This window comes from Colwellia sp. BRX10-1, assembly GCF_014077545.1.
Lineage (GTDB): Bacteria > Pseudomonadota > Gammaproteobacteria > Enterobacterales > Alteromonadaceae > Colwellia_A.
This window is the reverse complement of the sequence record NZ_JACGWC010000013.1, coordinates 98,934-123,875: the sequence shown is the minus strand read 5'-3', so window position 1 is coordinate 123,875 and position 24,942 is coordinate 98,934. Positions and strand designations below refer to the sequence as shown.

Sequence of the window (24,942 nt, the reverse complement as noted above, 5' to 3'; positions counted from 1 at the left end):
CTTCATCTTCATCTTCATCTCTTTATCTTTCATTTTTATTTCTTTTTTTTCCATTTTAATTTCTTTATCTTTCAATTTACCTTTGGACTTCTCTGCCTGCTTCATACATTTTTTCATCATGGCGATAGCGACAGGATCCTTCATATCAATCTTGCTGTGATCCATTTTGCTACAATCAGCTTTTTCAGCTTTTTTTGCATGTAATTTTGGATCATGTGCTGTAGCCGTCATTGATAAAGTAATGGTTGGTATCAATACCAAAGCTAATTTTGTTAAAGTTTTCATGGTTTACTCCTACGTTAATAAAATATTAATGGGTTATTGTATAAATTCATCAAATGCAATATTTTTTGCATCAATGCTTTGGGTTATCAATAAATCAATGGTTGTGCTCATCATGTCTGATGGCCCATACAAATTAAATTCAACACCTTCGATTTGGAAAATTTTGTTAATATTTGATATTAGTTATTCTTGAACATAACCTTTAGTGCTCAGCCAATCTTTAGTAGCCCCAGATAACACAGTTCTAATGCCACAAAAAGTAAATGTCCCTTTTAATTAAACTACCATTTTCAGGGGGTAATTAATTGTTCTTCAATTAAAGACTTAATTGGTGCCATACCAGATCCAGCGCCGATTAATATCATCGTTTTATTACTTGATGGTTTTGCATGAAAATATTAAAAGGGACCTAGCGTCTCTATTTTCTGACCTACGGCTAAGTTACATAAATAACTTTAACCTACACCAGGAAATACACTTTTGTTAGGAGCATTTTGTATCTTAATGTTAAACACCAGCTCTTCTGCACCACCGTTATTTTGACCATTAGCCAAGGAATAACTTAGAATACAGGCATTATTCTCATATTCCAAATGTTCAATATGATGCCAGTAGGGTTTTAATGCTTCAGGCAAACGCTACGGAATATATCCCTCCCTTGTCAGCAAAAATAAATATAATGAAATCCACATTCCCTTTACAATCAGCAAAGCTTTTTGAGGTTTTTGTCCACTCGAACAATAGAATTAATAACTATAAAAAACTAATTGAACAAGCCTTGGTTGCGTCGAGACAATCTCAGATTTATTTTTACTTAACTATCCTCTCGGCTCTTAGCTACCTCAATTGTGGCCTGAGTACTCATCAGTCTCGTTACCTGAAAACATAACTATAATGGAGTATTACTGATATATTTTATATAAGGTCTCAAAGCATAACCATCAACATCTTTAGAGCAAAATTCCGTTATAACTAACGAATAATCGCTATATTTCATTCATATAAAAAGAAATACGAGCGATTCCATGTAAAAGTACCAAGATAAAAGGAGAATGTTATTCCCCTAATTTTTAAATTAAAACTTCGCTTCAGAATTTACTTTTAATACTTCGCCTGACATTGTCATCAGGAAATAAATTGTTTTATTTTCTGATTTATTGTTAGCACTAACAATATAACGGTTAGCTTCTGCCGCATGTAGTTTGAAACTTTCTGAGGTCAAACTCTTCCAGCTCGAGTCTAATTTTCCAACCTTGAAACCTAAATCTTTAAAAGTCAGTTTTTGGGTAGCTTTAGCTGCAATTTGTGTTGCTACTTTAGGGCTTATTTTTCCGTGTTCAGTATGCGCGAATGCTGAACTTGTGCTACATATCAATGTAATGAATAAGGCTGCTATTAAAGTTTTCATTTTGGTACTCCAATTATTTTAATTAAATTCAAAGTATGTTTGTTTTTTTATTATTTGAGGTGATTATTTGAGGCCATGCTCGGTGTATTCACCTTTTACAATAAGTTGAACAGTGACTGGGGAGTCAGAGGTGTTTTTCCAATACCAACCATGAGAACCAGCAAATGGTGCCGTAAAACTCCCTTTCATTTCACCCAGTGTTGCTATTGCATAACTTTCAAAATAGCCCGTTGTGTCGCCTTCTGGTTCGCCATGTAAATCAAAATACAATGCTGACCTATCTGTTATCCATTCATATTCAAGCTTTTGGTATTGCGCCATGATAAATTTGTATTCAACACCGCGACCAGCAGGAACAATTACTTCAATGGTTTCTGTAGCAACTTTTGATTTTTCGGCGGCTTCTCGTGAAGAGAGTGGAGTAGACGCTTCGGCCTTTACGTTGTGAAAAACGGTTAGTCCAAGTTCATGCCCAATCCCTGTGGGATCAATATTATACTCAGCAGGCAATATAATGGTTAAAAGTGTAATTGCTGCAAAGACTAAGCTAAACAGTGTGTATTTGAGCAATGCTGAATTCGTTAAAGTTATAGTTTGTGGCGTTTTTTTTTGCATCGTTTTATCTCTTAAATTAGGGTAAAGTTTAATAGTTAAAATTTAATAAATTAGTTAATGAAATAACCAGTCAGTTGAAAACCTACCAACATAAACCCTGCACTCATCAACAAACAATTCGTGTTTGTCGCAAAGCGAGTGAAGCTGCTATGTTTACGCCAAAAATTAATCACTAAAAGAATAAAGGCCAAGGCGGTAAACTGTCCTAATTCAACCCCAACATTAAAGGCAATTAAATTAGTAATTAAGCCGTCATCAGGAAGTTGAAACTCTTGTAACTTGGTTGCTAAGCCAAAGCCGTGAAAAAGACCAAAAATCAGTACAGCAAGCTTGGCATTGGGTGATTTACCAAAGAGTCGATTAAAGCCACCTAAATTATCAAAGCCCTTATAAACAACCGATAGCCCAATAATGGCATCGATCAAATAAGCATTAACTTGTATGTCACTGATCACGCCAAACAATAAGGTTAAGCTGTGCCCTAGCGTAAACATACTGACATACAATAGAACATCTCGACTTCTATATAAAAAGAACAGCACACCTACTAAGAACAATAAATGATCGTACCCCGTCACCATATGCTTAGCACCGATATACAAAAATGGGATAATTTGTACACCAGTGTTTTGTAGTAAAAATGCTCGTGTGCTTTCATCGACACCATGAGCAAAGGCTTCAATCGGTAACCATATGGCTAGTAAAGCGATAAAACTCGACAAGCTATATCGCTGTATAATATTAAACATTAACGGTTTCCTTTGAATGAGTTGTTTCAGTGGCGATTTCTTGGCAATGTAGTAAACGATATAAAGCTGGAAGTAATGACTTAAGTAGACACTCAATTTAATTCAAATCTAACAACATCACATCGATATTTCAATATACTGTCAGTCGTTATCATTAAAAAGGTCTTTTGATAATATCTTATTAAAATTACTAGGCTGGGTGTCCTGTTAATATCTTTTGCTGTTAATATATTAAAGTCGCATAAGTCTATTTGTTTTTCTATGTTGGCCAAACGAAGGGAGCGGGCTTGTTGGAAGTCGTTTTTGCTACTGCTGTATTTTGGGCGAGTATCCCCCTTATTAATTTCCCCGTTTCTTTATGCTTACTACAAAATGTTTTTAAGTATAAAATTTCAACTCTACTGCGTGCCCAAGGGGTTGTACGCAGAAATTTCAAACTTGATTTAAGGCGCGGTTTATTGGTGAAACAACGAATATTAAGTAACTCACCCATCTTATCCCAACCAATTTTCTTCTCTAGATCGGTTAGGATTTGTTCAAGTTTCACGCCGTGGAGTGGATCATTACTTTTATTCATAGTCTACTTAAATTTAAAAATAGCATTGTAACAAGTTTACTAAATATTGACAGAATTATGCGTTTAACTCAGGTAAAAGTGCAGAAAGAACTTTATAGAAAAATTAATATTGTCAATGAGCAGACAGCAGACATAGATATTATTCACGACCTAAGTCACCACTCCTTCAAATTAACGCGTCTAGTAATTCAGTTATTTAGCGCAATAAAAAAGGCTTACATTGCTGTAAGCCTTTTCTATAGTATTGGTGCAGATGGAGAGACTCGAACTCTCACGACCTAAGTCACCACCCCCTCAAGAATGTTCACCTAAACGAAGTAAAAACAATATATACAAAGGCTTACAAGTAAACACCTATACTATTGGTTTAAAAATAGTATAGGTACCAGTCATTTGACATCAATCGCTTAAATCTGTATTAGCAACCAAGATAATCAATAACTTTTCTAACCATTAAGTTATTTTCTTTTGATTATTCTTTGCAGTTGTAACTTTTTAGATTAAATAATCTATGGCGGTTTCGCCCCCACACCGCCATAGAAACAAAATTTATGACAACTGTATGATCGGCAAGTTGATGTCTAATTCAAGTGTTTTTTTTCTTCTATATTTCCCCGAAAAACATCTTATGATGGTAACAAAAATCTCGTTAGTTAATGAGTTAAAAAAATAAATTTATCTTCAGAATTTAAAGCAATTAATAAATAAAAAGGTGTATCAGCTCAAAAACATTCCATTTATTGATGTGTTCGACCTTTTAAAAAATAAAAAAGCATAATATAAGATCATACATTTAAGGAGAGTTTAGTATGTCAGAAGCTATTTGGGTTAAAGCATTAAGAACAGTACCGCAAGTTGATAAAGCACAGTGGAACACTTTAAGTCTGTTCACAAGATGGTTAATTGCCTCTCGATTTTCTGTGACCATCATGACATTTAGTTCAGCAATTATTGGTGTGCTTGTCGCACTAAGTCACGGTTCAATTGATGTCGGAATGTCAATGTTATGTATATTAGGTTTAGTGCTTGCCCATGCGACCAATAATTTACTCAACGATTACACTGACTCAGTTAGAGGGGTAGATAAAGGGAATTATTTTCGCACTCAATACGGCACACATGTATTAGAAGGTGAATTGCTGACAAAAAAACAACTGATGAGTTATATCATTATTACAGGTTTATTAGCTATATTCTGTGGTGCTGTGATCATCTATTTACGAGGAATTGAGGTGCTATGGTTAATGCTCATAGGTGCCTTTTTTGTTTTGTTTTACACTTGGCCCTTAAAGAAACTAGCGTTAGGGGAATTGTCTGTTTTACTTGTTTGGGGACCATTAATGGTTGGCGGGACATATTTCGTCGCGAGCGGCGAATGGAGTGTTGCATCTGCACTAATAGGTACATTGTATGCCTTAGCACCAACGGCGGTTATTTTCGGTAAGCATATTGACAAAATAGATATGGATAAAAGCAAAGGCATTTATTCACTCCCTGTTTTACTGGGAGAAAAAAAATCTCGCAAAGTTGCACAAATCATCATGTTAAGCCAATACGCTTTAGCTGGTTACCTATATATAAATGGGTATTTGGGATTAGGCGTTTTATTACTACTACTTGCCTTACCAACGCTTATACAAACATTAAAGGTCTTTAACCAAATACGCCCTAATGAAATGCCACAAGGATTTCGCCAAGAAGTATGGCCATTATGGTTTGCTCCTCATGCTTTTCAATATACAAGACGGTTTAGTTTGTTTTTTTTATTAATGTTAATCGTTGAAAATATTCTCGTTTAGCGTAATTCCCCTACAAACACCAATAAAAATCACGGTATTATAAAGGATCAGCTAAATGAGCAATGTTCAATTTTCGCTTAAAAAGCCTACAGGTAATTTCAATTCATCATTATTTTTAATGTCTACGTTAAGCTGTACGGTATCGGCGGGCGAGCCACAAGCTTTGCAAAGTGCACAAGATGCTAGTTTGCACGACAAAGACATAGAGGTAATCATTGTTACTGCGCAAAAACGTGTTGAAAACATATTGGAAGTCCCCATTTCTATCGCAAGTTTTAATAGTGAAACAATTGTGAAAACAGGTATTCGACAGTTAAATGAAATTGCTGAATTTGTGCCCAATTTAAGCATGACTACCACCAATGACTTTTCTTCCAGTATTACTATCCGTGGTGTCGGCTCATCAAGTCGAAATATTGGTTTTGATGCCAGAGTTGGGTTGTATCTTGATGGTGTTTATGTCGGACAGTCCCCTGCACATAATCAAGATTTATTGGATCTTGAGCGTATTGAAGTTCTTCGTGGTCCTCAGGGGACGCTATTTGGCAAAAATAATGTCGCGGGGTCAATCAATCTAATTTCTCAAAAGCCGGAAGATGAATTCGGTAGTACTGTTGGTTTTTCCGTTGGTAATTATGATTTAAAGCAGATTACAGCCATGGTCAATGCACCGATTGGCGACAATGTAGCGACTAAATTTAGTTTTAATCAATATGAACGAGCAGGCTTTACCGAGAATGTAACAACAGGAAATTGGTTAAATGAGCAAGACAGTTACGCGTATAGAGGGCAAATAAAAGCAACACCTTTTGACAATATTGAAGTGAACTTTTCTTTTGATAGATTACATTCAGATCGTTTATCATTTGACGGTGAGCCAATTACCAACACGTTAGGGAACGCCAAAAATTCGGAATCATCAGCGCGTAATAAGGTCAGTTTTGACGTGGACCCTCATGAAAACAGAGATATTAAGGGAGAAATACTGAACATTGACTGGGACATAAATAACAATTATTCCATCAAATCAATTACTGGGCATAGAGACGTTTATGTTCAATATATTAACGATTTTGACTTTTCCACAGAGTCAGTTTCCTATTTAGATTACATTGATGACTACGACCAGTGGAGTCAAGAACTTCAGTTGATTTCTCCAGAAGGCGATTTTCAATATGTCGCTGGTTTGTATTATTATCAACAAGATGCTCACACCAGAAGATTACCAACAGTGGGTGATGAAACACTCTCTCTTTTTACGGGAGTTCCACGTAGTGCTGTTGAATTTGGTGCTTCATTAGGCGATCCTACCTCAATTTTTATGTTAGCAGCATTTCATCCTGGCAACATTAGTACAGTAGGCGATGTTGAAACAACAAGTTACGCGGCTTTTTTTAACAGTAATTATCAATTTAATGATGACGTTACGTTGGACTTGGGGTTTCGTTATTCTCGCGAAGAAAAAAATGTTGATTGGACAATTTCGAGCATAGATCCTGTCACCAGTATTCCAGTTATTCCCATATTTGAATTAGCTAATGGTCAAGTGGTTGATAAAAGAAGTGATAATGATTTCTCTCCTTTAGTTTCGCTAAACTATCGTCTCGGCGAGCAGATCAATACTTACATAAAATACGCCACAGGTTATAAAAGCGGTGGTTACAATGTTGATTTTTTAACACAGGCACAACTTGACGCTGGGATAGAATTTGACAAAGAAACCGTTGAGAGTTACGAAATTGGCATTAAGGGGCATCTGTTTGATCAACGTGTAACCTTTAGCAGCGCGGCTTTCTATTCGACATATGATGATTATCAAATCAATCAGTTGATAAACCTTGCCGCAGGTACAACAGCATTAAGTATACGTAATGCCGCAAAGGTGGAAACGCGTGGCCTGGAATTTGATTTACAGTATCGACTGACAAGTGATTTATCGATAAATGTAGCAGTAGGTTTGCTTGATGCTGAATTTGCCAAATTTCCCGGTGGTGGTAGTAACGGGGAAGACCTCTCTGGCGCAAAGCTATCTGGTGTTTCAGATTTCACGTTCAATTTAAGTGCTCAGTATTATTATCTATTACCAGCGCTTAACGCAGAATTGTCTTTGTTACTAAGTTATAACTATCAAGATGATTACAATACCGATCTCGACGGTTTATCTCAAATAACGCTTGCCAATGGTGACGCTATTGCTATCGGACAGGTAGAGGGTTTTGGCATTGTTAACGCAAGTGTGGGGATAGAGCCCTTAGGGAGTGGCGTTAGTCTCTTTTTATGGGCTCGAAATCTGGCCAGCGAAAATAGTGCTATTATTGTTGGTGAAAAGAGTTTTTTTGGCACAAGACGTAATGTCTATGTTAGTCCACGAACCTTTGGACTTACTGTAAAATATACGTTTTAATTGTTCTGAAATATTTAACCTGAATAGTATTTACTAAAGAAATTATAAAGGCTGAATTTAAAATGATAACAAAAATTAACCGATGGCCTGCAAGATTAGATTTAATACAAAGTACCACGGGATTAATTCTCGCATTGTTTATGTGGGCGCATATGTTTTTTGTCTCTAGCATTTTAATTAGTCACGACGCTATGTACTGGGTATCCAAAATGTTTGAAGGAGAACCTATACTTGGAGAACCCTACCCTATTTTAGTTTCTATCGTGGCATTGATTATTTTTACATTTATTTTTATTCACGCTGCCTTAGCTCTGAGAAAGTTTCCAACCAAAGAAAAAGAAATTACCGCGTTGCATCTTCATTTAGCACGTTTTAAACATGGTGATACGCTCTTATGGTATGTCCAGGTATTGACTGGTTTTTTATTATTTTTTCTCGCCAGCATTCACTTGTATCAACTTATGCTACACCCAGCAGATATTGGCCCTTACGCGTCTTCTGATAGAGTATGGTCTGGGCGGATGTGGCCCTTATACTTAATTCTATTATTTGTAGTTGAAATTCACGGTGGTATTGGTTTATATCGATTGGCAATGAAATGGGGATGGTTTGTTGGTAAAGATATAAAGAAAGGCAGAAAACGATTACAACGACTAAAATGGGCACTCACTCTATTTTTCCTGATGTTGGGTTTAACGACACTTCAAGCCTACATTAAAATTGGTTACGAACACGCCGGTAAGGTTGGTGAAAGGTATGTTCCTGCTAATAAAGTGTTACTTCAACCTTCTAAAAAATTGCCAGAATAATCATGAAAATAATACACACTGACGCTTTAGTTCTAGGTGGCGGATTAGCCGGATTAAGAACCGCAATAGGTATGAAGAAACGAGGTCATGAAGTTATTTCACTTAGTTTAGTACCTCCTAAAAGATCTCATTCATCTGCCGCACAAGGCGGTATGCAAGCAAGTTTAGCAAATAGTGTAAAAGGGATAGGTGACAACGAGGACTTACATTTTGTTGATACCATTAAAGGCAGTGATTGGGGGGCAGATCAACAAGTGGTTCGAATGTTTGTCGATACTGCCCCAAAAGCAGTTAGAGAACTTGCTGCATGGGGTGTACCGTGGAATAGAATAGAAAAAGGTGACCAACAAAGTGTTATAGACGGCAAAAAAGTGATTTTAACCGAACCTGAAAACGCACACGGGCTAATTACGGCAAGAAACTTTGGTGGCACACAAAAGTGGCGAACTTGTTATGTTGCAGACGGTACGGGTCACTCAATGTTATATACCATGAGTAATCAGGCCATAGCTAACGACATTCCTGTTCACGAAAGAATGGAAGCCTTGTCATTAATTCATGATGGAAAACAATGTTTTGGTGCTATTGCTCGAAATCTTATTTCAGGCGAGTTAGTTGTTTATATTGCCAAGGTGACCTGCATTGCGACTGGTGGGTTTGGTCGAATCTACCGTTCCTCCACAAACGCGGTCATTAATGAAGGTATAGGTGCGGCACTCGCATTAGAAACAGGGATTGCTTCACTTGGAAATATGGAAGCAGTACAATTTCATCCAACGGCCATATTCCCTGCAGGAATTCTCGTCACGGAAGGTTGTAGGGGTGACGGCGGTTTATTGTTAGATGTTAATTTACATCGTTTTATGGCTGATTATGAACCTGAAAAGAAAGAACTCGCCTCACGTGATGTTGTTTCTCGTTGGATGGAAACTCATATAGCAAAAGGTTACGGCGTAAAATCCAGATTTGGCGAACACTTATGGCTTGATATAAGGTTACTTGGTGAACACCATATCAATACAAAATTACGAGAAGTAAAAGAAATTTGCCAGTACTTTCTCGGTATAGATCCCGTGAAAGACCTTATTCCGGTTAGGCCAGCACAACATTATTCAATGGGAGGAGTTAGAACAAACCACAAAGGACAATCTCCTAGCCTTTTAGGTTTATATTCGTGCGGTGAAGCTGCTTGTTGGGATATGCATGGATTTAATCGCTTAGGTGGTAACTCAGTCGCTGAAACGGTAGTCGCTGGTATGATTGTAGGCGAGTATATGGCTGACTTTTTAGATAGCAATGCTTGCGATATTAATATATCAACAGCACTGATAACAGATTTTTATGAAAAAGAAAAAAATAAACTTGCCGCTTTTTATCAAGAAAGTAACACAGAGAATCCATTTGAAATCATGAGTGAAATGCAAAATATCATGACAAAAAATGTCGCGATATTTAGAAATAAAACTAAGCTTGTCGAAGCCATAGAACAGCTAAAAGCATTACGTATAAGAGCTAAGAACATTCGTGTTCATTCAAATGCTAAAGGCACAAACCCAGAACTAGTTGCCGCATATCGCGTACAAAAAATGTTAAAACTATCTTTATGTACTACCTATGGCGCACTGCAAAGAGAAGAAAGTCGAGGAGCCCATAGTAGGGAAGATTTTCCTCTACGAGATGATAAAAGATGGTTAAACCGTACGTTAGCAACATGGCCTTGTGAGCAAGATGAACTTCCAACATTGCAGTATGAGCCAATCAACATAAAAGCAATGGAAATGCCACCGAGTTGGCGCGGATATGGTGCAAAAGACAGGATTGATCATCCTGATACGGCTATTAGACTTGAAGAAGTAGAAAAAATCAAAAAAGAAAATAATATCTGTAAAGATAGTATATCTAAAGGGATTGCAGCCAAAGACATTGAAGCTCAAGACAAAGAGATTTTACAAACCAAATTGATGCCCTATAAACACTTACTTCCTGAAAAACTCAGGGGAAAAAACGCTCGATTATCGGATGAACAATGATGGCTACAAATAACGCAGATTCAAATAATATTCCTGTGATTCAAATCGATACACCACGAATATTAACATTCAATATTTTTAGGCATAATCCTGTCGATGAAAATAGCGAGGTACGCACCCAAAAATATACCGTTGAAGAAGCGCCTTCAATGACATTATTTATCGCACTCAACGAAATAAGAGAAATACAAGATCCTACATTACAATTCGATTTTGTTTGTAGGGCAGGAATTTGTGGAAGTTGCGCGATGTTAATAAACGGACAGCCTAGTTTAGCCTGTAGAACGTTAACGAAAGATCTTCCCGATGTAATTAACTTAGCTCCATTACCGGGTTTTAAATTAATTGGCGATTTAAGTGTCGACACTGGTCAATGGATGCGCGGCATGTCAGAAAGACTTGAAACATGGATTCATTTACAAGAAACATCAGTAGATCTCGGTAAGATAGAAGAAAAAATGGAGCCGAAACTGGCAGAAGACATCTATAAATTAGACCGTTGCATAGAATGTGGTTGCTGCATTGCAGCATGCGGTACTGCACAAATGCGAGAAGACTTTATTGGTGGCGTTGGCTTAAATCAGATCGCCAGATATAGACTTGATCCTAGGGATGCACGTACTGACGCTGATTATTATGAAGTAATAGGAACGGAAAGCGGCGTTTTTGGTTGTATGACATTACTCGGTTGTGAAGATACTTGCCCCAAAAATTTACCTTTAGCGGGGCAGATAGCATACATGAGAAGAAAAATGGCATTCGTCAAAAGCTAGAGTAATGGAGTCCTATATAATTAAACCCAATCAATCTTTAGGCATTTTGTGTGCAAGACCTTTATGACAATCAATACAAGTTTTGTCTTTCTTTTTCATATCTTCAATATCATGCTTTTTACGTGCTCTTTTACTTTGTTTTTCAAGATCCCATCGGTTTTGATCATGACATGAACGGCATTCACGTGAATCCGTCTCTTTCATTTCATCCCAAACACGCTGAGCTAAAAACCCACGTTTTTTCTCAAACTTTTCAGCTGTATTAATAGAACCTAACATCATGTGCCATACTTCACGCATTGCAACGGTTTTACGGATCATTTTGGGGACAAACTCTTTTGGTAAATGGCAATCTACACACGTTGCAACTACCCCAGATTGAGAGTTGAAATGGTGAGTTTCTTTGTATTCTTTAAACGGTTCACTCATACCATGACAAGAGACGCAAAACTCTTCTGTGCTGGTTGCAGTTAAAGACGCATTAAATCCGGCCAAGAACATAACACCAATGATAAAAAAAACTAATCCGCCTAAAGGAATACCAAAATAATACCAAGCCTTAGGAGCGTTCCACAACTTTTCTTTCCAAGATGGTTTCATAATTAATACCTACTACTGCTGACTTGCATAATAATGTAACAGTGCGTTAATTTGTTCCTCTGATAATTGATTGATTTTTTTCAGCATTCCCTCTTCTGTTTTACGCTTACCTGCTCGGTAATCTTTAAAGGATTGCGCTAAAAATGGCTTCCATTGCCCAGCTAAAATACCTGAGTCGTCATCAGCTGAAGTACCTCCATCCTCATGACATTTTGTACATCTGTCTTCATGAAGCTTTTCACCTGTTTTTGCTAAGGCAATATCAAAGTTTTGTTTTGCGGGAATAAACGTTTGTTCAGAATAATAGGTTGCTAGTACCTCAATATCTTCTTCTGAAAGTTCTCTAGCAATTAACAACATATCAGTTTCTGGGCGTTGGGTATCACCATGTCTGAATTTACTTTTACGTGCAATTCGGCCTTCATCAAGATAGACATCAAACATCGCGGAAATTGTTGCTTCAGAATAACCACCAATACTTGGAATATCTGAATCGCTACTGATTCCTTTTGCGCCATGACAGTCATTGCACATAATAATAGTATCTTCTATCGAGGCTGCTATTGTAATAGCAGAAGCAAAGATAAGAAGAAATATATAAAGTTTGATCTTGATCATGTTTTTTACTCCAAAAGGTATTAATTAGTTAAAAATCAAGCTACTTATTCAATATATACTAGTATCTATAAATAACTTTACCATTTTATCCCAAACATAAAGTGAAATTAGATGTTTATCAAGAGTTAACATTTGAGTAATGAGATTCCCTTGACATAGATCATATTTAAATATCGTTAACACTCCGATAATAATAAAAAAGAAATTACAACCCTTATTGGAAAATAGCTATTTGAAAATTTAAACACTATGACTCTCAATTACTAATGGAGCTTATGATGGAAAACAATAATAAATGTAACCTGAAACAACTTTTAACCAGTTTTGCACTTGTTAGTGTACTTGCACTTTCTGGTTGTGGTGGTGATACGGGACCTACGGGAGCAACAGGTTCTGAAGGACCTGTTGGTGATACTGGAGCTGATGGTACGGCAGCACCACCGACAACATCAAGACAAACAGCGGTGATGGACTCTGCAATTACTAATGCAACTATTGCTACAGATGGTGCATTAACCGTTGAATTTACAATCGAAGATGATGTAGGGGTTGGTTATAGTGCGCTTAAAAGCAGCCAAGTACGCTTTACCTTAGTACAATTAACGCCTATTGATGCTGTTACAGGTGAGCCTTCAAAATGGCAAAGCTATATTAATACAATCGAAAGCGCGCCAACAGATCCTAGTAACGGCCCAGGAACAGAAGATGCAGAGCAAGCAACTTCTGAAAAAGCCAATGATGACGGTGGCATTTTTACCAATAATAATGACGGCACTTATAGTTATACTTTAGCAACCAATGTAATGAATGTAACCTCTCCTGTTGCCGTAACTTACAATGCCGATTATACCCATAGAATTGCTTTTCAAATAAGTGGCAGTGGTTTTCCTACAATGAATCGCTCGTTCGATTGGCAACCTTCTACAGGGGCAACAACGAATATTGCTAATCGTAAAATGGTAGTTGAAGGTACCTGTAATGCTTGTCATGGCGAGTTAGCGCTTCATGGTGGTGGTCGTGTAGATACGGCTTATTGTGTTACTTGTCATAATCCAGGTAGTGTTGACGCAAACAGTGGTGAGAGTGTTGACTTTAAAGTGATGGTACACAAAATTCACCGTGGTGCTAACCTTCCCTCTGTTGTCAATGGTGGTGAATATGCTATATGGGGTTACCGTGATAGTAAGCATGATTACTCTGGTACGCATCTTCCACAAGATATTCGTAATTGTACGAATTGCCATGATGATACCAGCGCTGAAACACCTGACGCCATAAACTTTAAATCTCAGCCGTCTATTGAAGCATGTGGTTCATGTCATGACGATGTTAATTTTGCAACGGGCGTAGGTCATCTTGCAGGAGCTCAAGCAGACAATAGTTTATGTCAAACTTGTCATGGTACTTCTGGTTTCTCATCTGTAGAGAAGAATCATACTGATGTAATGTCAAATGTTGATATCGCACGTACAGCGATTGTAACACAAGCGAAAGCGACTCGAATTGACCTTGCAACCGGTAATATTGAAGTCGATGTCATGATTACTTTAGAAGGTGAACCTGTTACGGCGCTACGCGATATTAGTGATGTAGATACGGCACAAGGTGCTAAATTTGGTAAGTATGGTCATGGTACTGACAATGGCGCTATTGCGATTAACTGGGACAACGGCACGGGTTATCAACTCAATCACCAAGAAGTAGTTTTTAATGACTGTATAGCTGACGGAGCCGGTTTGTTTACTTGTACAGCTGCGGGGCTTTTAGCAGGTATTACCGCAACAGACGTTGTGACGGTAACACCAGTAGATGTTTTAGTGTGTATGAATGAAAAAGACGGTGCGATTGTTCGTTGTGACTCTCCTGAAACAAATACTATGAAGGTTGCTCAAATAGAGTCAACACCTTCAATTGTATTCTTCAAAGGTGATGGAACTATCACCACTGAAGGTTACGATAAAATTGGCGCAGATATAACTGCTTGTCAAAGCTGTCATGCCGACAATAAATTCCACCACGGCTCTACTGACTTAACACAATGTAAAACCTGTCATAATGCTACACGAACTGGTTATAGAGGTTTAGGTGACTTAAAACGTCATGTCCATCGCTTACATTCTGGTTTAGATAAAAATGCACTTGATGACTCTAACCCAGAACAAATAGATCACTTCCCTGGAAATATCGACAATTGTGGGCAATGTCATACAAATGATCAATTCAACTTGCCAATACAACAAAATACTCGTGCTTCTATTGCTAGTGGTGCAAGTGATAATGTTTATATAAGTCCAACTGCGGTTGTCTGTGGAAGTTGCCATCTTAATGTTAAATTAGGTTTAATTGATCCAAGCTTACCAGGGTTAATAGATCCAGCTAAAGGTAGCATTGATACTAAGGGACAAGCCCTTATAGATCATATGATACAAAATGGCGGGATATTTGGTGCAGCAGCATTTGATGAGGCTAATAAAGTTGAGTCATGTGCAGTGTGTCACGCTATTGGTGCAGAATTTGGTGTCGACAAAGTACATGAAATAAAATAACTTATCACTATAGTCGCAAGGCTATTTAAGTTATAACCAATAAACCCAAGGGCGAATTGCTCTTGGTTTATTAAAAATAAATAACAAAATAATAACAATAAATAAGAGTGAAATTCAATGCGAGATATTCTTAAAACCTTTTTTTCGGTCTTACTCTTTATCCCTCTCATGTCATCAACGACTTTTGCCGAAAACAAACCCAATTCTCCCGAAAAAAATAAAGCAGAAAAAACGGTAACATCAGCCCAGCCTTTAACCGCTGATCAACTTGACATTTTACTCGTTAAAAAGTTTAAACAAGGCAAATATTCTAAAAAAGGTGCTGACAGTTGCCTTAAATGTCATGACGGAGACTCTGACAGTAATGCCATGGGTATTTTTAATAATGTTCACGGCCGTCAAGATGTTAAAAATTCGCCATTTTCACAGTTACAATGTGAAAGCTGCCATGGTCCTGCAGGCAAACACACAGCAAGAGTAAAAAAAGGCAAACTTAGAGAGCCTGTTATTACATTCGGTATCCACTCTCTTGTTGATGCCGATAAACAGAACAGTGTTTGCATGAGTTGTCATGAAGATAGACAACGTATTTCATGGCAAGGTAGTTCACATCAAAGTGAACAAGTCCCCTGTGCGTCTTGTCATCAAGTTCATGAAGGGCAAGATCCTATTTTGTTTAAGCAACAACAAAATAAATTATGTGGTAGTTGTCACAAAGAGCAATTGCATGCCATCAACAAACGTTCTAGTCATCCGTTAAAATGGGGACAAATGGCTTGCTCCGATTGTCATAACCCACACGGTTCTTTTTCTGAGCATGAATTACAACGGCCTTCAATTAATCAAACCTGTTATCAGTGTCATAGTGAAAAACGTGGACCATTGCTTTGGGAACATGCCCCTGTTGCCGAAGATTGTAGTGTCTGCCATGACTCCCACGGATCTATTAATGCAAATATGCTTAAACAACGTACGCCACAAATATGCCAAGATTGTCATACACCAACAGATCACCCTTCAACGGCGATTGCGGGTAGTCAGTTTGTTGAAAATACCCAAAGTACGTTTGCTCTTGGACAAAATTGTATGAATTGTCACAGCTTAATTCACGGCAGTAATCACCCTGCTGGTCATACTTTTCAACGCTAGTGCTAAAATTAATGTTAAGGAGAATACCAATGAACACCACCACCTATAAACCACTCCTTAATAGCATCACGCTTGCTATTTTTGTTTGTTTTTCTGCAACTAGTTTGGCAGATGGATTTCGTTTACAAGATGCTAATACCCAAAAAGTCGAAAAAGAAAAATGGCTCTGTAAATATTGCCCCGACAATACGAAATCCGTAGCAAAAATCAGCGTTAATTTGTCGAATAATTCTGAAGATAATGGGCATTTTTCTACAATAACGGAAGAACAAAAAGATGGCACTTATGCTCACCTTGACGCTGAACTATCGCAAAGGTCACAAGATACACATTATCAAGTTCAAGCCAAAGGTTTAGGCAAAGATAATAGTTATGCTCATTTATCGGCTACTAAATTAAATAGCTATAAAATTTCGTTAAATTACCAGACACTTAATCAGTTTGGTCATGCTCAGGGATTAACCCCTTTTACTAATGCTGGTAATGCCTCATTGCTTCTGCCCAGTGACTGGCAGCGAGTAGCAACAACCGCTGAAATGTCTAATCAGCAATTTTCAGAATTTGACCAAAAAATAGAAAGACAAAACTGGCAGTTGGCAGCAGAAACTAACTTCACGAATAACTGGCAAGGTTACATTGATTATCAATACCAAGATAAACAAGGTTTACGCACCACCAGTGGCAACATTCTCACCAAAACCGTTATATTACCTGAAGGAATTAACCAGCAGCATAGTCAACTGGATGCAGGCAGTTATTATCAATATGACGATGTTACTTTATTAGTTAATTATTATCACAGCGACTTTAGCAATAAACGATCCGTAGTGAATTGGAATAGCCCTTATGCGGTTGTATTTGGTGGTGCCAATAATGGACAGTTATCTAGCTCACCAGATAATGAATTTGATCAGATCAGTATTTTTGGCAATTATCGCGATAATAATTTCACCCTTCAAGCTCGATTGATTTATGGACAACTATCACAAACAGATGATTTTTTATCCTATAGTTCAAATAATCTACTGGAAGCAGATAGCTTACCTACCACTCATTTAGATGGTCAAATAAATACTTTTTCAACACATTTAAAAGCGTTATACAGAACCGATAACAAGTGGCGTTTAACGGCTAACTATCATTTTCAAGATCGTGATAACAAAACGCAACGTAATTCGTATCAACACATATTAACAGACAGTGCTATTTTACCGGGTTTGATTACTAATAATCCCTATAGTTTTAAAAAAGAAAAACTCACATTGGAAGCGCAATATCGTTTTGCCATTCAATCGCATTTATCAATGGGCTGGCAATTAAAACAACAAGAGCGTGATTTTCAAGATAGAAAAAATACCGAAAATGAAAAATTCTGGTTCAAAGTTTCAACCCATTTTGCTCCTTTTAATAAAGTATATGTTGAGCTATCCAAGCAATTTCGTGATGGCAGTAGTTATAATCGTATAGATAAAACATCACCTATTGACAGTACACTGCCAATACAAATGAAAGTGCAAAAATATTACCAAGCGGATCGTCAAAGAGAACAAGCCAAAGGACACTTGTCTTTAAATCCTTTTAGCAGTAGCTTAAACAGTATTTTAATGAACACCGAAGTTGCTATTGAAGTCTATTTCTCTCGTGACCAATATCAACATACTGATATTGGATTGATAGAAAGTAAACGTAATGGTGTTGATCTTTCTGTTAGCACACAATTATCAAAACATGTTTCATTAGCTGTTTATGCTCATAACCAATGGCAAGAAAATATCAGCCAAGGTAGTTACTTGCACAATGGTGTCGACTGGTTAAGTAACCAAGATGATAAGTCTGACAGTGTAGGAATAAATCTAGCAGCAGAAAAGTTGGCTGATGGTAAATTAACGTTAGCGGCAGATTACACCTATTCATATGCAAGTGGCATTACACAAGTTAATTCATTGTCACTAAATTCCAGTGACAATCACAAAGAACTGGTGATCAATTCTCATCATCTCAATATATATGCAGACTATGATTATTCTGAACAAGTTGATTTGCACTTAGGTTTGTTATATCAAAAATTTAGCGAAAACGATTGGCGTTCTGAATATGATATAGATCGCATAATTAACGTGCTTGGCAATGGTTTATCTAACTATCACTACGATGCTTACAGACTAACCGCGGGAGTGACTTATCAGTTTTAACTTTAACCACATAACCACATTATTTATTTTTAAAAGATAATTGACCAGGGCAAGAGCATTTAGCTTACTTCTGCAAGTAACTCAGCATTACGCTTTCCGCACAAGTTAGCATTCTTAATAGTATAAACAGCTAAATAAGTACTTACCCATCAGAACACTCTAAACAACGATCTTTAGATACTTCTCGAACATTTAGAATCACAATGCATTATTAAGATTAAGTGTATTGATTTGATGGTTTGGTTGGCATTTGAAAGTCGATCAATTGAGTGGCATATCAGATTAAAAATATAAATTTTATCAAACATCAATACGAGCATAAGATCAATGTCAGGAAAATAACCACTTAGTTTTCCAACCTGCCAGGAATAATTAGCAACCAATTAGTAACTAAACGAAAAAAGGCCAATTCATCACGAATTGGCCTTTAGGTATCTGTATATATAAATTTAGTGGTGCGGTTGGGGGGACTTGAACCCCCACGACCTAAGTCACCAGCCCCTCAAGCTGGCGCGTCTACCAATTCCGCCACAACCGCGCAATACTAAATTTATACTATCTTTTTTACTAAGTTAACTTGCTCATTTTGAGGTAAATAAGCCTACTTAACTTTTAGACTAGTAGTCCCATCAAGTGTGGCGCGTCTACAAATTCCGCCACATCTGCATTTTTAAAACTTTACTTTGGAATGTCGTTATCACTCGCTTTTTTAGTCGCTGCAGGAATATCGCTATTCTCTGATGACTGAACTGGCTCTACACTTTCGCTAGGGATTGATGAATCGCCTGGTATAGTTTGCTCTACAGGAGTGTTTAAGTTGTTCCACTCATCGGTAGATTTAATTCTATTTGCCGTTAAGTTACCTAACACTAAGCTGATAACAAAGAACGCGATAGCTAACCATGTAGTCGCTTTAGTTAAAAAGTTACCTGAGCCACTTGAACCAAATATTGTTGCTGAAGAGCCGGCACCAAAAGATGCGCCCATATCTGCGCCTTTACCTTGTTGGATTAAAACTAAACCAATTAAACAAATTGAAACAATTAAATAAGCAATAATTAACGATTGATACAACATTTTAAGATCCTTTGGCTGACGAGCAAATTATTTTGAATTCGTCGACTTTTAAACTAGCACCACCAATAAGACCACCGTCAATATCAGTTTGTGCAAATAATTCTTCACAGTTAGCAGCATTTACGCTACCACCGTATAATAATGGCACTTTATTCGCGATAGTATCATCAGCATTAGCTAAAAATTGACGAATAAATAAGTGTGTTGCTTGTGCCATTTCTGGAGATGCTGTTTTGCCAGTACCAATAGCCCAAACAGGCTCGTAAGCAATAACAACATCTGTAAATTTTTCTATACCTATTTCGTCAATCACTGGCTGTAATTGTGAAGCGAGTACTGTCTCAGTTTGTTCAGCAGTTCGTTCATCTTCACTTTCACCAATACACAATATAGGTGTTAAACCAGCATTCAATGTTGCTTTAACTTTATGAGCAACTTGTGTGCTTGTTTCTTTGTAAATGCATCTTCGTTCAGAGTGCCCTACAATAACATAATTTACAGAAACTTCCTTGAGCATATCAGTGGATATTTCACCAGTATATGCTCCACTTTGATGCTCGCTTACATTTTGCGCACCTAAATGGATGTTTGCTTGTAAATTGTCACTTTTAGCACTTATTGTAAATGCTGATAGAAAAGGAGCAGGAGGACAAACAACAACGTCGACATTTTCAGCTAGCTTTACACTATTTAATCCTGAAATCATTTCTTTTATCAGCGACAAACTTCCATTCATTTTCCAGTTTGCGGCTACTATTGCTTGTCTTTTCATTTATCTTTCCTAATTAAAGCGGCGAGATATTAACTAACCTACGAACAAGATACAAGTGTTTAACTTAATATCTTGTTCATTTGCTTATTATTCAACCGTCTGACGTCTATTTTGTTAACAAGCGGCTTTAACAGCATCAGCAATTACATTTGCTAGCTCAGTAACTTCTATTAATTCTGGTCCTTCAACCATAACGCGTATTAAAGGCTCAGTACCTGATTTACGTAATAACACGCGACCACGCCCTGATAGTTGCTCATTGACCGTATGTACAGCAGCAACGACATTCTGCGCCGTTAACGGGTCATTGTCACCGGTAAACCTAACATTAACTAACACTTGTGGTAATTTAGTCATTCCTTGGCGGAGTTCGTGTAAGGTTTTATCACCACTGCAAACAGCGGTTAATACATTTAACGCGGCGATAATGCCATCACCCGTAGAGGTATTTTTTAAATTGATCACATGGCCAGAGTTTTCAGCGCCCAACTGCCAACCTTTTTTGTTGAGCATTTCGGTAACATATCGATCGCCTACTTTGCTGCGAGCAAAAGGTATGCCCATATCCGCAAGCGCAATTTCAAGGCCCATATTACTCATTAGTGTACCAACAACACCACCACTAATAACGCCACTTTGTAAATCGTTTGAAGCGATAACGTAGACACATTCATCACCATCAAGCACATAGCCAGTATGATCAACCATCATCAAGCGATCGCCATCACCATCGAGTGCAATACCTAAATCAGCCTGATGTTCAACAACAGCCTTACTGATAGCGTCCATTGATGTTGCACCACATTGGTCGTTAATATTGGTACCATTAGGCGACGTACCAATTTCAATCACTTGTGCACCTAATTCACGAAACACGTTAGGTGCAATGTGGTAAGTTGCACCGTGTGCGCAATCAACAACAATTTTAAAATCTTTTAAGGAATATTGGCTAGGGAAATTACTTTTACAAAACTCAATATAGCGCCCAGCAGCGTCTTCAATTCTTGTTGCTTTACCTAATTTAGCCGATTCAACACAGCCCATTTCTTTATCTAATTGAGCTTCAATAGCCAGTTCGACATCATCGGGTAACTTCTCACCATTTTGTGAGAAAAACTTAATGCCGTTGTCATAAAATGGGTTATGTGATGCACTAATAACGATACCCGCTTCAGCGCGAAAAGTTTTAGTAAGGTAAGCAATTCCTGGTGTCGGCATTGGCCCCAATAAGCCAATATCGATACCCGCAGCAGAAAAACCAGCTTCTAGGGCTGACTCAAGCATGTAGCCTGAAATTCGGGTATCTTTACCGATAAGTACTTTTTTCGTGCCCTGGGCAGCTAGTACGCGGCCAGCGGCATAACCTAATTTCATCACAAACTCAGCGGTGATTGGGTATTGTCCTACTAGGCCTCTTATGCCATCGGTTCCAAAATATCTTCTTTCTGACATTTTATTTGTCCTTTATATTTACTTTTTTAGTATAATTAATGATGAGTTATTTATTTATGGTGCTAGCTTGTAAAACTTTTAAAGCATCGACTGTTTCTTTTACATCGTGAACACGAATAATTCTTGCCCCTTGCTGAGCGGCTATAATGGCTGTTGCTAAGCTACCCGCTAAGCGTTCATTAATATCTCGATTAAGAAGATTACCGATCATCGATTTTCTCGACAGTCCTGCCAATATAGGCAAATCTAGGCATTGAAATTTAGCCATATTCGCCAATAAACTATAATTTTGTTCTAACGATTTACCAAAGCCAAAGCCAGGGTCTAAAATAAGACGCGAAGTATTAATACCCGCTTGTGCACAGGCTAAAGTTCTTTCCTGAAAGAAAGTGGTAATGTCGTCTATTAAATTAACGTAGTGAGGATTATGCTGCATGGTTCGAGGTAAACCTTGCATATGCATTAAACAAATACCAACACGTTGATCTTGTGCTAATACCGGTAAGCAACCTTCATTTTGCAGGGCTCGAACATCATTGATGATACCTGCCCCATAAGTGATGCCCTCAGACATTACCGCGGCTTTACTGGTATCAATAGAGACAATGATATTAAAACGCGCATTAATGGCTTTTAATACGGGAATAACACGCGCTAACTCATCTTTAACAGAAACGTCTTTAGCACCTGGTCGCGTTGATTCGCCCCCGATATCAATAATGGTGGCGCCATCGGCTATCATCTGTTCAGCTTGTCTTAACGCAGAGTCAATACGAGAGAATTGTCCGCCGTCAGAAAATGAGTCTGGGGTTACATTTAAAATCCCCATCACCTGCGGGGTTTCAATATTAAGAAAATGTGTACCGCAAGGTAGATTTTTCAACAAAACTTATGCTCTTTGTGATTATTCTGTATAGAAATTTATTTTATAAAAAACAACTTACTGTCAGCAGAGTAAATTAGCTTTTATAAAATAAAGCCTCGTTAATCGAGGCTATATTTAAAGGCTGTTAATCAGCAGAGGCGTCACTAGGTTTATCTAGATCTGGCGCTACTTCTTTTTTCTCAGCTTTATCTTCTTTAGTATCAGAAGAGGCATTGTCATCAGCTTTAGGTGGCTTCTTTGAATCAGAGTGATTATCCCACTCAGCCATTGGCGGACGAACTTCTCTGCGTTCCATTAAGTCATCGATTTGTCTAGCATCGATAGTTTCGTAATGCATTAACGCATCTTTCATTGTCTCTAAAATATCACGGTTCTCGTTCAATATCTTTTCTGCACGTTGATAATTACGGTCAACAAATGCTTTGATTTCAATATCAATCGCTTGTGCAGTTTCGTCAGACATGTTCAACGATTTAGATGATGAACGACCTAAAAACACTTCACCTTCTTCTTCAGCAAATAACATTGGACCCAATTTTTGTGAGAAGCCCCACTGAGTAACCATTTTACGAGCAAGTTGAGTCGCACGTTCAATATCGTTAGATGCACCGGTAGAAACTTTCTCAAAACCGTAAATCATTTCTTCAGCGATACGACCACCGTAAAGTGACGAAATATTACTTTCTAAATGCTGTTTACTATGACTAAACCTGTCTTGTTCTGGTAAATACATAGTGACACCTAAAGCGCGGCCACGAGGAATAATACTTACCTTGTAAACGGGGTCATGATCTGGCACTAAACGACCAACAATCGCGTGCCCTGCTTCATGATAAGCTGTCATGGCTTTTTCTTCTTCGCTCATAACCATCGAACGACGTTCAGCACCCATTAATATTTTGTCTTTCGCTTTTTCAAATTCATCCATCGATACAGTGCGGCGAGCCGAACGTGCAGCGAATAATGCGGCTTCATTAACTAAGTTAGCTAAATCTGCACCTGACATGCCCGGTGTACCACGTGCAATAACTGATGCTTTAACATCGTCACCCAAAGGTACTTTGCGCATATGCACTTTAAGAATTTGTTCGCGACCACGAATATCTGGTAGACCAACCGTAACTTGACGGTCAAAACGACCAGGACGAAGTAGTGCTGGATCTAAAACGTCTGGACGGTTAGTTGCGGCAATAACGATAACGCCTTCATTACCTTCAAAACCATCCATTTCAACCAACATTTGGTTAAGTGTTTGTTCACGTTCGTCGTGTCCACCACCCATACCTGCGCCACGTTGGCGACCTACCGCATCGATTTCATCGATGAAGATGATACAAGGGGCTGATTTTTTAGCTTGCTCAAACATGTCACGCACACGAGATGCACCAACACCAACAAACATTTCAACAAAGTCAGAACCTGATATAGTGAAAAATGGTACTTTAGCTTCACCAGCAATAGCTTTTGCCAGTAAGGTTTTACCTGTACCCGGTTGTCCTACAAGTAAGACACCTGAAGGAATACGGCCACCAAGTTTTTGGAATTTAGTTGGCTCTTTTAAGTAATCAACAAGCTCAGAAACTTCTTCTTTCGCTTCGTCGCAACCAGCAACATCAGCAAAAGTTGTTTTAATCTGATCTTCACTTAAAAGTTTCGCTTTAGACTTACCAAAAGACATCGCTCCTTTTCCACCACCGCCTTGCATCTGACGCATGAAGAATATCCATACACCTATCAACAAAATCATTGGGAACCAAGAGATAAAAATAGTGGTTAGAAAGCTAGTTTCTTCCGGCAATTCACCAGAAGCATTAACGCCTTGTTTAACTAAATCGTTAATTAAATCACGATCGAAACCACCGGGAATAACAGTAACAAAGGCTTCACCACTACGTTTTGTGCCTTTGATAACACCATTACGATCAACATTTGCGTCACGAATCTGTCCTTGACGGACATCTTTAATGAAACGCGTGTAATCAACTTGTTGTTCAGTAGTGGTGCTCGGAGTGAACCCTTGGAATACCGACATTAAAACAACCGCTATTACCAACCATAAAATAAGATTTTTTGCCATATCGCTCAACTTAATGACCTCTTGTACTTTGAATGAACTTTTACTTAACCGTCAACTAGCACAGATAAACGGCTAGTTCTGAAATCAACCTAAACTTTTAAGTTGATGAGTCGTAATTTACTAT

At 37.9% G+C, this 24,942-nt stretch carries 21 protein-coding genes and 1 tRNA gene; 8 read left to right on the top strand and 14 right to left on the bottom strand.

Annotated elements, in window-relative coordinates; all coding sequences use genetic code 11:
• From H4J75_RS12305 to H4J75_RS12280, 6 genes are all read right to left on the bottom strand, one after another.
• Positions 1-285, bottom strand: a 285-nt coding sequence (locus H4J75_RS12305) for a hypothetical protein (RefSeq protein ID WP_182222284.1), incomplete at its 3' end; no start/stop codon positions are given.
• 455 nt (positions 286-740) lie between these two features.
• On the bottom strand, positions 741-920 hold the full coding sequence (locus H4J75_RS12300) for a hypothetical protein (RefSeq protein ID WP_182215865.1): 180 nt from the start codon (positions 918-920) through the stop codon (positions 741-743).
• A gap of 440 nt (positions 921-1,360) precedes the next feature.
• Positions 1,361-1,693: a DUF6488 family protein gene (locus tag H4J75_RS12295; RefSeq protein WP_182222283.1), complete on the bottom strand. Its 333-nt coding sequence runs from the start codon at positions 1,691-1,693 to the stop codon at positions 1,361-1,363.
• Between the two features lie 63 nt (positions 1,694-1,756).
• Complete coding sequence (locus H4J75_RS12290; RefSeq protein WP_182222282.1) at positions 1,757-2,308, bottom strand: hypothetical protein; 552 nt, start codon at positions 2,306-2,308, stop codon at positions 1,757-1,759.
• Between the two features lie 50 nt (positions 2,309-2,358).
• Positions 2,359-3,057 carry a HupE/UreJ family protein gene (locus H4J75_RS12285; RefSeq protein ID WP_182222281.1) on the bottom strand — a complete coding sequence of 233 codons (699 nt, stop codon included), beginning with the start codon at positions 3,055-3,057 and terminating at the stop codon, positions 2,359-2,361.
• Positions 3,058-3,316: 259 nt separating this feature from the next.
• Positions 3,317-3,634, bottom strand: coding sequence for a VF530 family DNA-binding protein (locus H4J75_RS12280; protein ID WP_182215849.1), 318 nt, complete (start codon positions 3,632-3,634; stop codon positions 3,317-3,319).
• Positions 3,635-4,443: 809 nt separating this feature from the next.
• Between H4J75_RS12280 and H4J75_RS12275 the strand changes: the two genes are divergently transcribed.
• The 5 genes from H4J75_RS12275 (at position 4,444) to H4J75_RS12255 (ending at position 11,449) form a co-directional block, all read left to right on the top strand.
• Complete coding sequence (locus H4J75_RS12275) at positions 4,444-5,433, top strand: prenyltransferase (RefSeq protein WP_182222280.1); 990 nt, start codon at positions 4,444-4,446, stop codon at positions 5,431-5,433.
• A 55-nt stretch (positions 5,434-5,488) separates the two neighbouring features.
• Complete coding sequence (locus tag H4J75_RS12270) at positions 5,489-7,837, top strand: TonB-dependent receptor (RefSeq protein WP_182222279.1); 2,349 nt, start codon at positions 5,489-5,491, stop codon at positions 7,835-7,837.
• Positions 7,838-7,899: 62 nt separating this feature from the next.
• Positions 7,900-8,646, top strand: coding sequence for a fumarate reductase cytochrome b subunit (locus tag H4J75_RS12265; RefSeq protein WP_182222278.1), 747 nt, complete (start codon positions 7,900-7,902; stop codon positions 8,644-8,646).
• A gap of 2 nt (positions 8,647-8,648) precedes the next feature.
• Positions 8,649-10,676, top strand: a complete 2,028-nt coding sequence (locus tag H4J75_RS12260; protein WP_182222277.1) for a fumarate reductase flavoprotein subunit — start codon at positions 8,649-8,651, stop codon at positions 10,674-10,676.
• Complete coding sequence (locus H4J75_RS12255; protein WP_404842714.1) at positions 10,673-11,449, top strand: fumarate reductase iron-sulfur subunit; 777 nt, start codon at positions 10,673-10,675, stop codon at positions 11,447-11,449. The genes H4J75_RS12260 and H4J75_RS12255 overlap by 4 nt, the downstream gene beginning before the upstream one ends.
• A 30-nt stretch (positions 11,450-11,479) precedes the next feature.
• On the opposite strand, the gene H4J75_RS12250 is transcribed toward H4J75_RS12255, so the two are convergent.
• Together H4J75_RS12250 and H4J75_RS12245 are read right to left on the bottom strand one after the other, a co-directional pair.
• The gene (locus tag H4J75_RS12250; RefSeq protein ID WP_083277861.1) at positions 11,480-12,049 is read right to left on the bottom strand and encodes a NapC/NirT family cytochrome c; all 570 of its coding nucleotides are present in this window, start codon (positions 12,047-12,049) and stop codon (positions 11,480-11,482) included.
• Between the two features lie 12 nt (positions 12,050-12,061).
• Positions 12,062-12,667, bottom strand: a complete 606-nt coding sequence (locus H4J75_RS12245) for a c-type cytochrome (RefSeq protein ID WP_182222276.1) — start codon at positions 12,665-12,667, stop codon at positions 12,062-12,064.
• Positions 12,668-12,945: 278 nt separating this feature from the next.
• On the opposite strand from H4J75_RS12245, the gene H4J75_RS12240 reads away from it, so the two are divergent.
• The 3 genes from H4J75_RS12240 to H4J75_RS12230 all read left to right on the top strand — a co-directional run bounded on the left by H4J75_RS12240 (position 12,946) and on the right by H4J75_RS12230 (position 18,554).
• On the top strand, positions 12,946-15,213 hold the full coding sequence (locus tag H4J75_RS12240) for an OmcA/MtrC family decaheme c-type cytochrome (protein WP_182231405.1): 2,268 nt from the start codon (positions 12,946-12,948) through the stop codon (positions 15,211-15,213).
• A 117-nt stretch (positions 15,214-15,330) separates the two neighbouring features.
• Positions 15,331-16,362 (top strand): DmsE family decaheme c-type cytochrome, encoded by a 1,032-nt coding sequence (locus H4J75_RS12235; protein WP_182222274.1) that lies wholly within the window; start codon positions 15,331-15,333, stop codon positions 16,360-16,362.
• A 29-nt stretch (positions 16,363-16,391) separates the two neighbouring features.
• Entirely contained in the window at positions 16,392-18,554 is a 2,163-nt protein-coding gene (locus tag H4J75_RS12230) for an MtrB/PioB family decaheme-associated outer membrane protein (RefSeq protein ID WP_182222273.1), read from the top strand.
• 453 nt (positions 18,555-19,007) lie between these two features.
• Here H4J75_RS12230 and H4J75_RS12225 read toward each other — a convergent pair.
• The 6 genes from H4J75_RS12225 to ftsH form a co-directional block, all read right to left on the bottom strand.
• Positions 19,008-19,092: transfer RNA gene (locus tag H4J75_RS12225), tRNA-Leu, on the bottom strand.
• A gap of 140 nt (positions 19,093-19,232) precedes the next feature.
• A complete protein-coding gene (gene secG / locus H4J75_RS12220; RefSeq protein WP_182222288.1) occupies positions 19,233-19,628 on the bottom strand; it encodes a preprotein translocase subunit SecG in 396 nt (131 codons plus the stop codon).
• 4 nt (positions 19,629-19,632) lie between these two features.
• Complete coding sequence (gene tpiA / locus H4J75_RS12215) at positions 19,633-20,403, bottom strand: triose-phosphate isomerase (protein ID WP_182222272.1); 771 nt, start codon at positions 20,401-20,403, stop codon at positions 19,633-19,635.
• A gap of 114 nt (positions 20,404-20,517) precedes the next feature.
• A complete protein-coding gene (gene glmM / locus H4J75_RS12210) occupies positions 20,518-21,855 on the bottom strand; it encodes a phosphoglucosamine mutase (protein ID WP_182215846.1) in 1,338 nt (445 codons plus the stop codon).
• Between the two features lie 46 nt (positions 21,856-21,901).
• On the bottom strand, positions 21,902-22,684 hold the full coding sequence (gene folP / locus H4J75_RS12205) for a dihydropteroate synthase (protein ID WP_182222287.1): 783 nt from the start codon (positions 22,682-22,684) through the stop codon (positions 21,902-21,904).
• A 181-nt stretch (positions 22,685-22,865) separates the two neighbouring features.
• Positions 22,866-24,827: an ATP-dependent zinc metalloprotease FtsH gene (gene ftsH, locus H4J75_RS12200; RefSeq protein WP_070373824.1), complete on the bottom strand. Its 1,962-nt coding sequence runs from the start codon at positions 24,825-24,827 to the stop codon at positions 22,866-22,868.
• Between the last annotated feature and the right edge of the window lie 115 nt (positions 24,828-24,942).

Excerpts from the sequence above, each read along its gene's own strand:
- H4J75_RS12270 (WP_182222279.1), top strand. The coding sequence starts at position 5,489 with ATGAGCAATGTTCAATTTTCGCTTAAAAAGCCTACAGGTAATTTCAAT.
- folP (WP_182222287.1), bottom strand. The coding sequence starts at position 22,684 with ATGGGGATTTTAAATGTAACCCCAGACTCATTTTCTGACGGCGGACAA.
- H4J75_RS12260 (WP_182222277.1), top strand. The coding sequence starts at position 8,649 with ATGAAAATAATACACACTGACGCTTTAGTTCTAGGTGGCGGATTAGCC.
- H4J75_RS12265 (WP_182222278.1), top strand. The coding sequence starts at position 7,900 with ATGATAACAAAAATTAACCGATGGCCTGCAAGATTAGATTTAATACAA.
- H4J75_RS12240 (WP_182231405.1), top strand. The coding sequence starts at position 12,946 with ATGGAAAACAATAATAAATGTAACCTGAAACAACTTTTAACCAGTTTT.
- H4J75_RS12235 (WP_182222274.1), top strand. The coding sequence starts at position 15,331 with ATGCGAGATATTCTTAAAACCTTTTTTTCGGTCTTACTCTTTATCCCT.
- H4J75_RS12295 (WP_182222283.1), bottom strand. The coding sequence starts at position 1,693 with ATGAAAACTTTAATAGCAGCCTTATTCATTACATTGATATGTAGCACA.
- H4J75_RS12255 (WP_404842714.1), top strand. The coding sequence starts at position 10,673 with ATGATGGCTACAAATAACGCAGATTCAAATAATATTCCTGTGATTCAA.
- H4J75_RS12230 (WP_182222273.1), top strand. The coding sequence starts at position 16,392 with ATGAACACCACCACCTATAAACCACTCCTTAATAGCATCACGCTTGCT.
- H4J75_RS12290 (WP_182222282.1), bottom strand. The coding sequence starts at position 2,308 with ATGCAAAAAAAAACGCCACAAACTATAACTTTAACGAATTCAGCATTG.
- H4J75_RS12275 (WP_182222280.1), top strand. The coding sequence starts at position 4,444 with ATGTCAGAAGCTATTTGGGTTAAAGCATTAAGAACAGTACCGCAAGTT.
- H4J75_RS12245 (WP_182222276.1), bottom strand. The coding sequence starts at position 12,667 with ATGATCAAGATCAAACTTTATATATTTCTTCTTATCTTTGCTTCTGCT.
- H4J75_RS12250 (WP_083277861.1), bottom strand. The coding sequence starts at position 12,049 with ATGAAACCATCTTGGAAAGAAAAGTTGTGGAACGCTCCTAAGGCTTGG.
- H4J75_RS12280 (WP_182215849.1), bottom strand. The coding sequence starts at position 3,634 with ATGAATAAAAGTAATGATCCACTCCACGGCGTGAAACTTGAACAAATC.
- H4J75_RS12285 (WP_182222281.1), bottom strand. The coding sequence starts at position 3,057 with ATGTTTAATATTATACAGCGATATAGCTTGTCGAGTTTTATCGCTTTA.
- glmM (WP_182215846.1), bottom strand. The coding sequence starts at position 21,855 with ATGTCAGAAAGAAGATATTTTGGAACCGATGGCATAAGAGGCCTAGTA.
- tpiA (WP_182222272.1), bottom strand. The coding sequence starts at position 20,403 with ATGAAAAGACAAGCAATAGTAGCCGCAAACTGGAAAATGAATGGAAGT.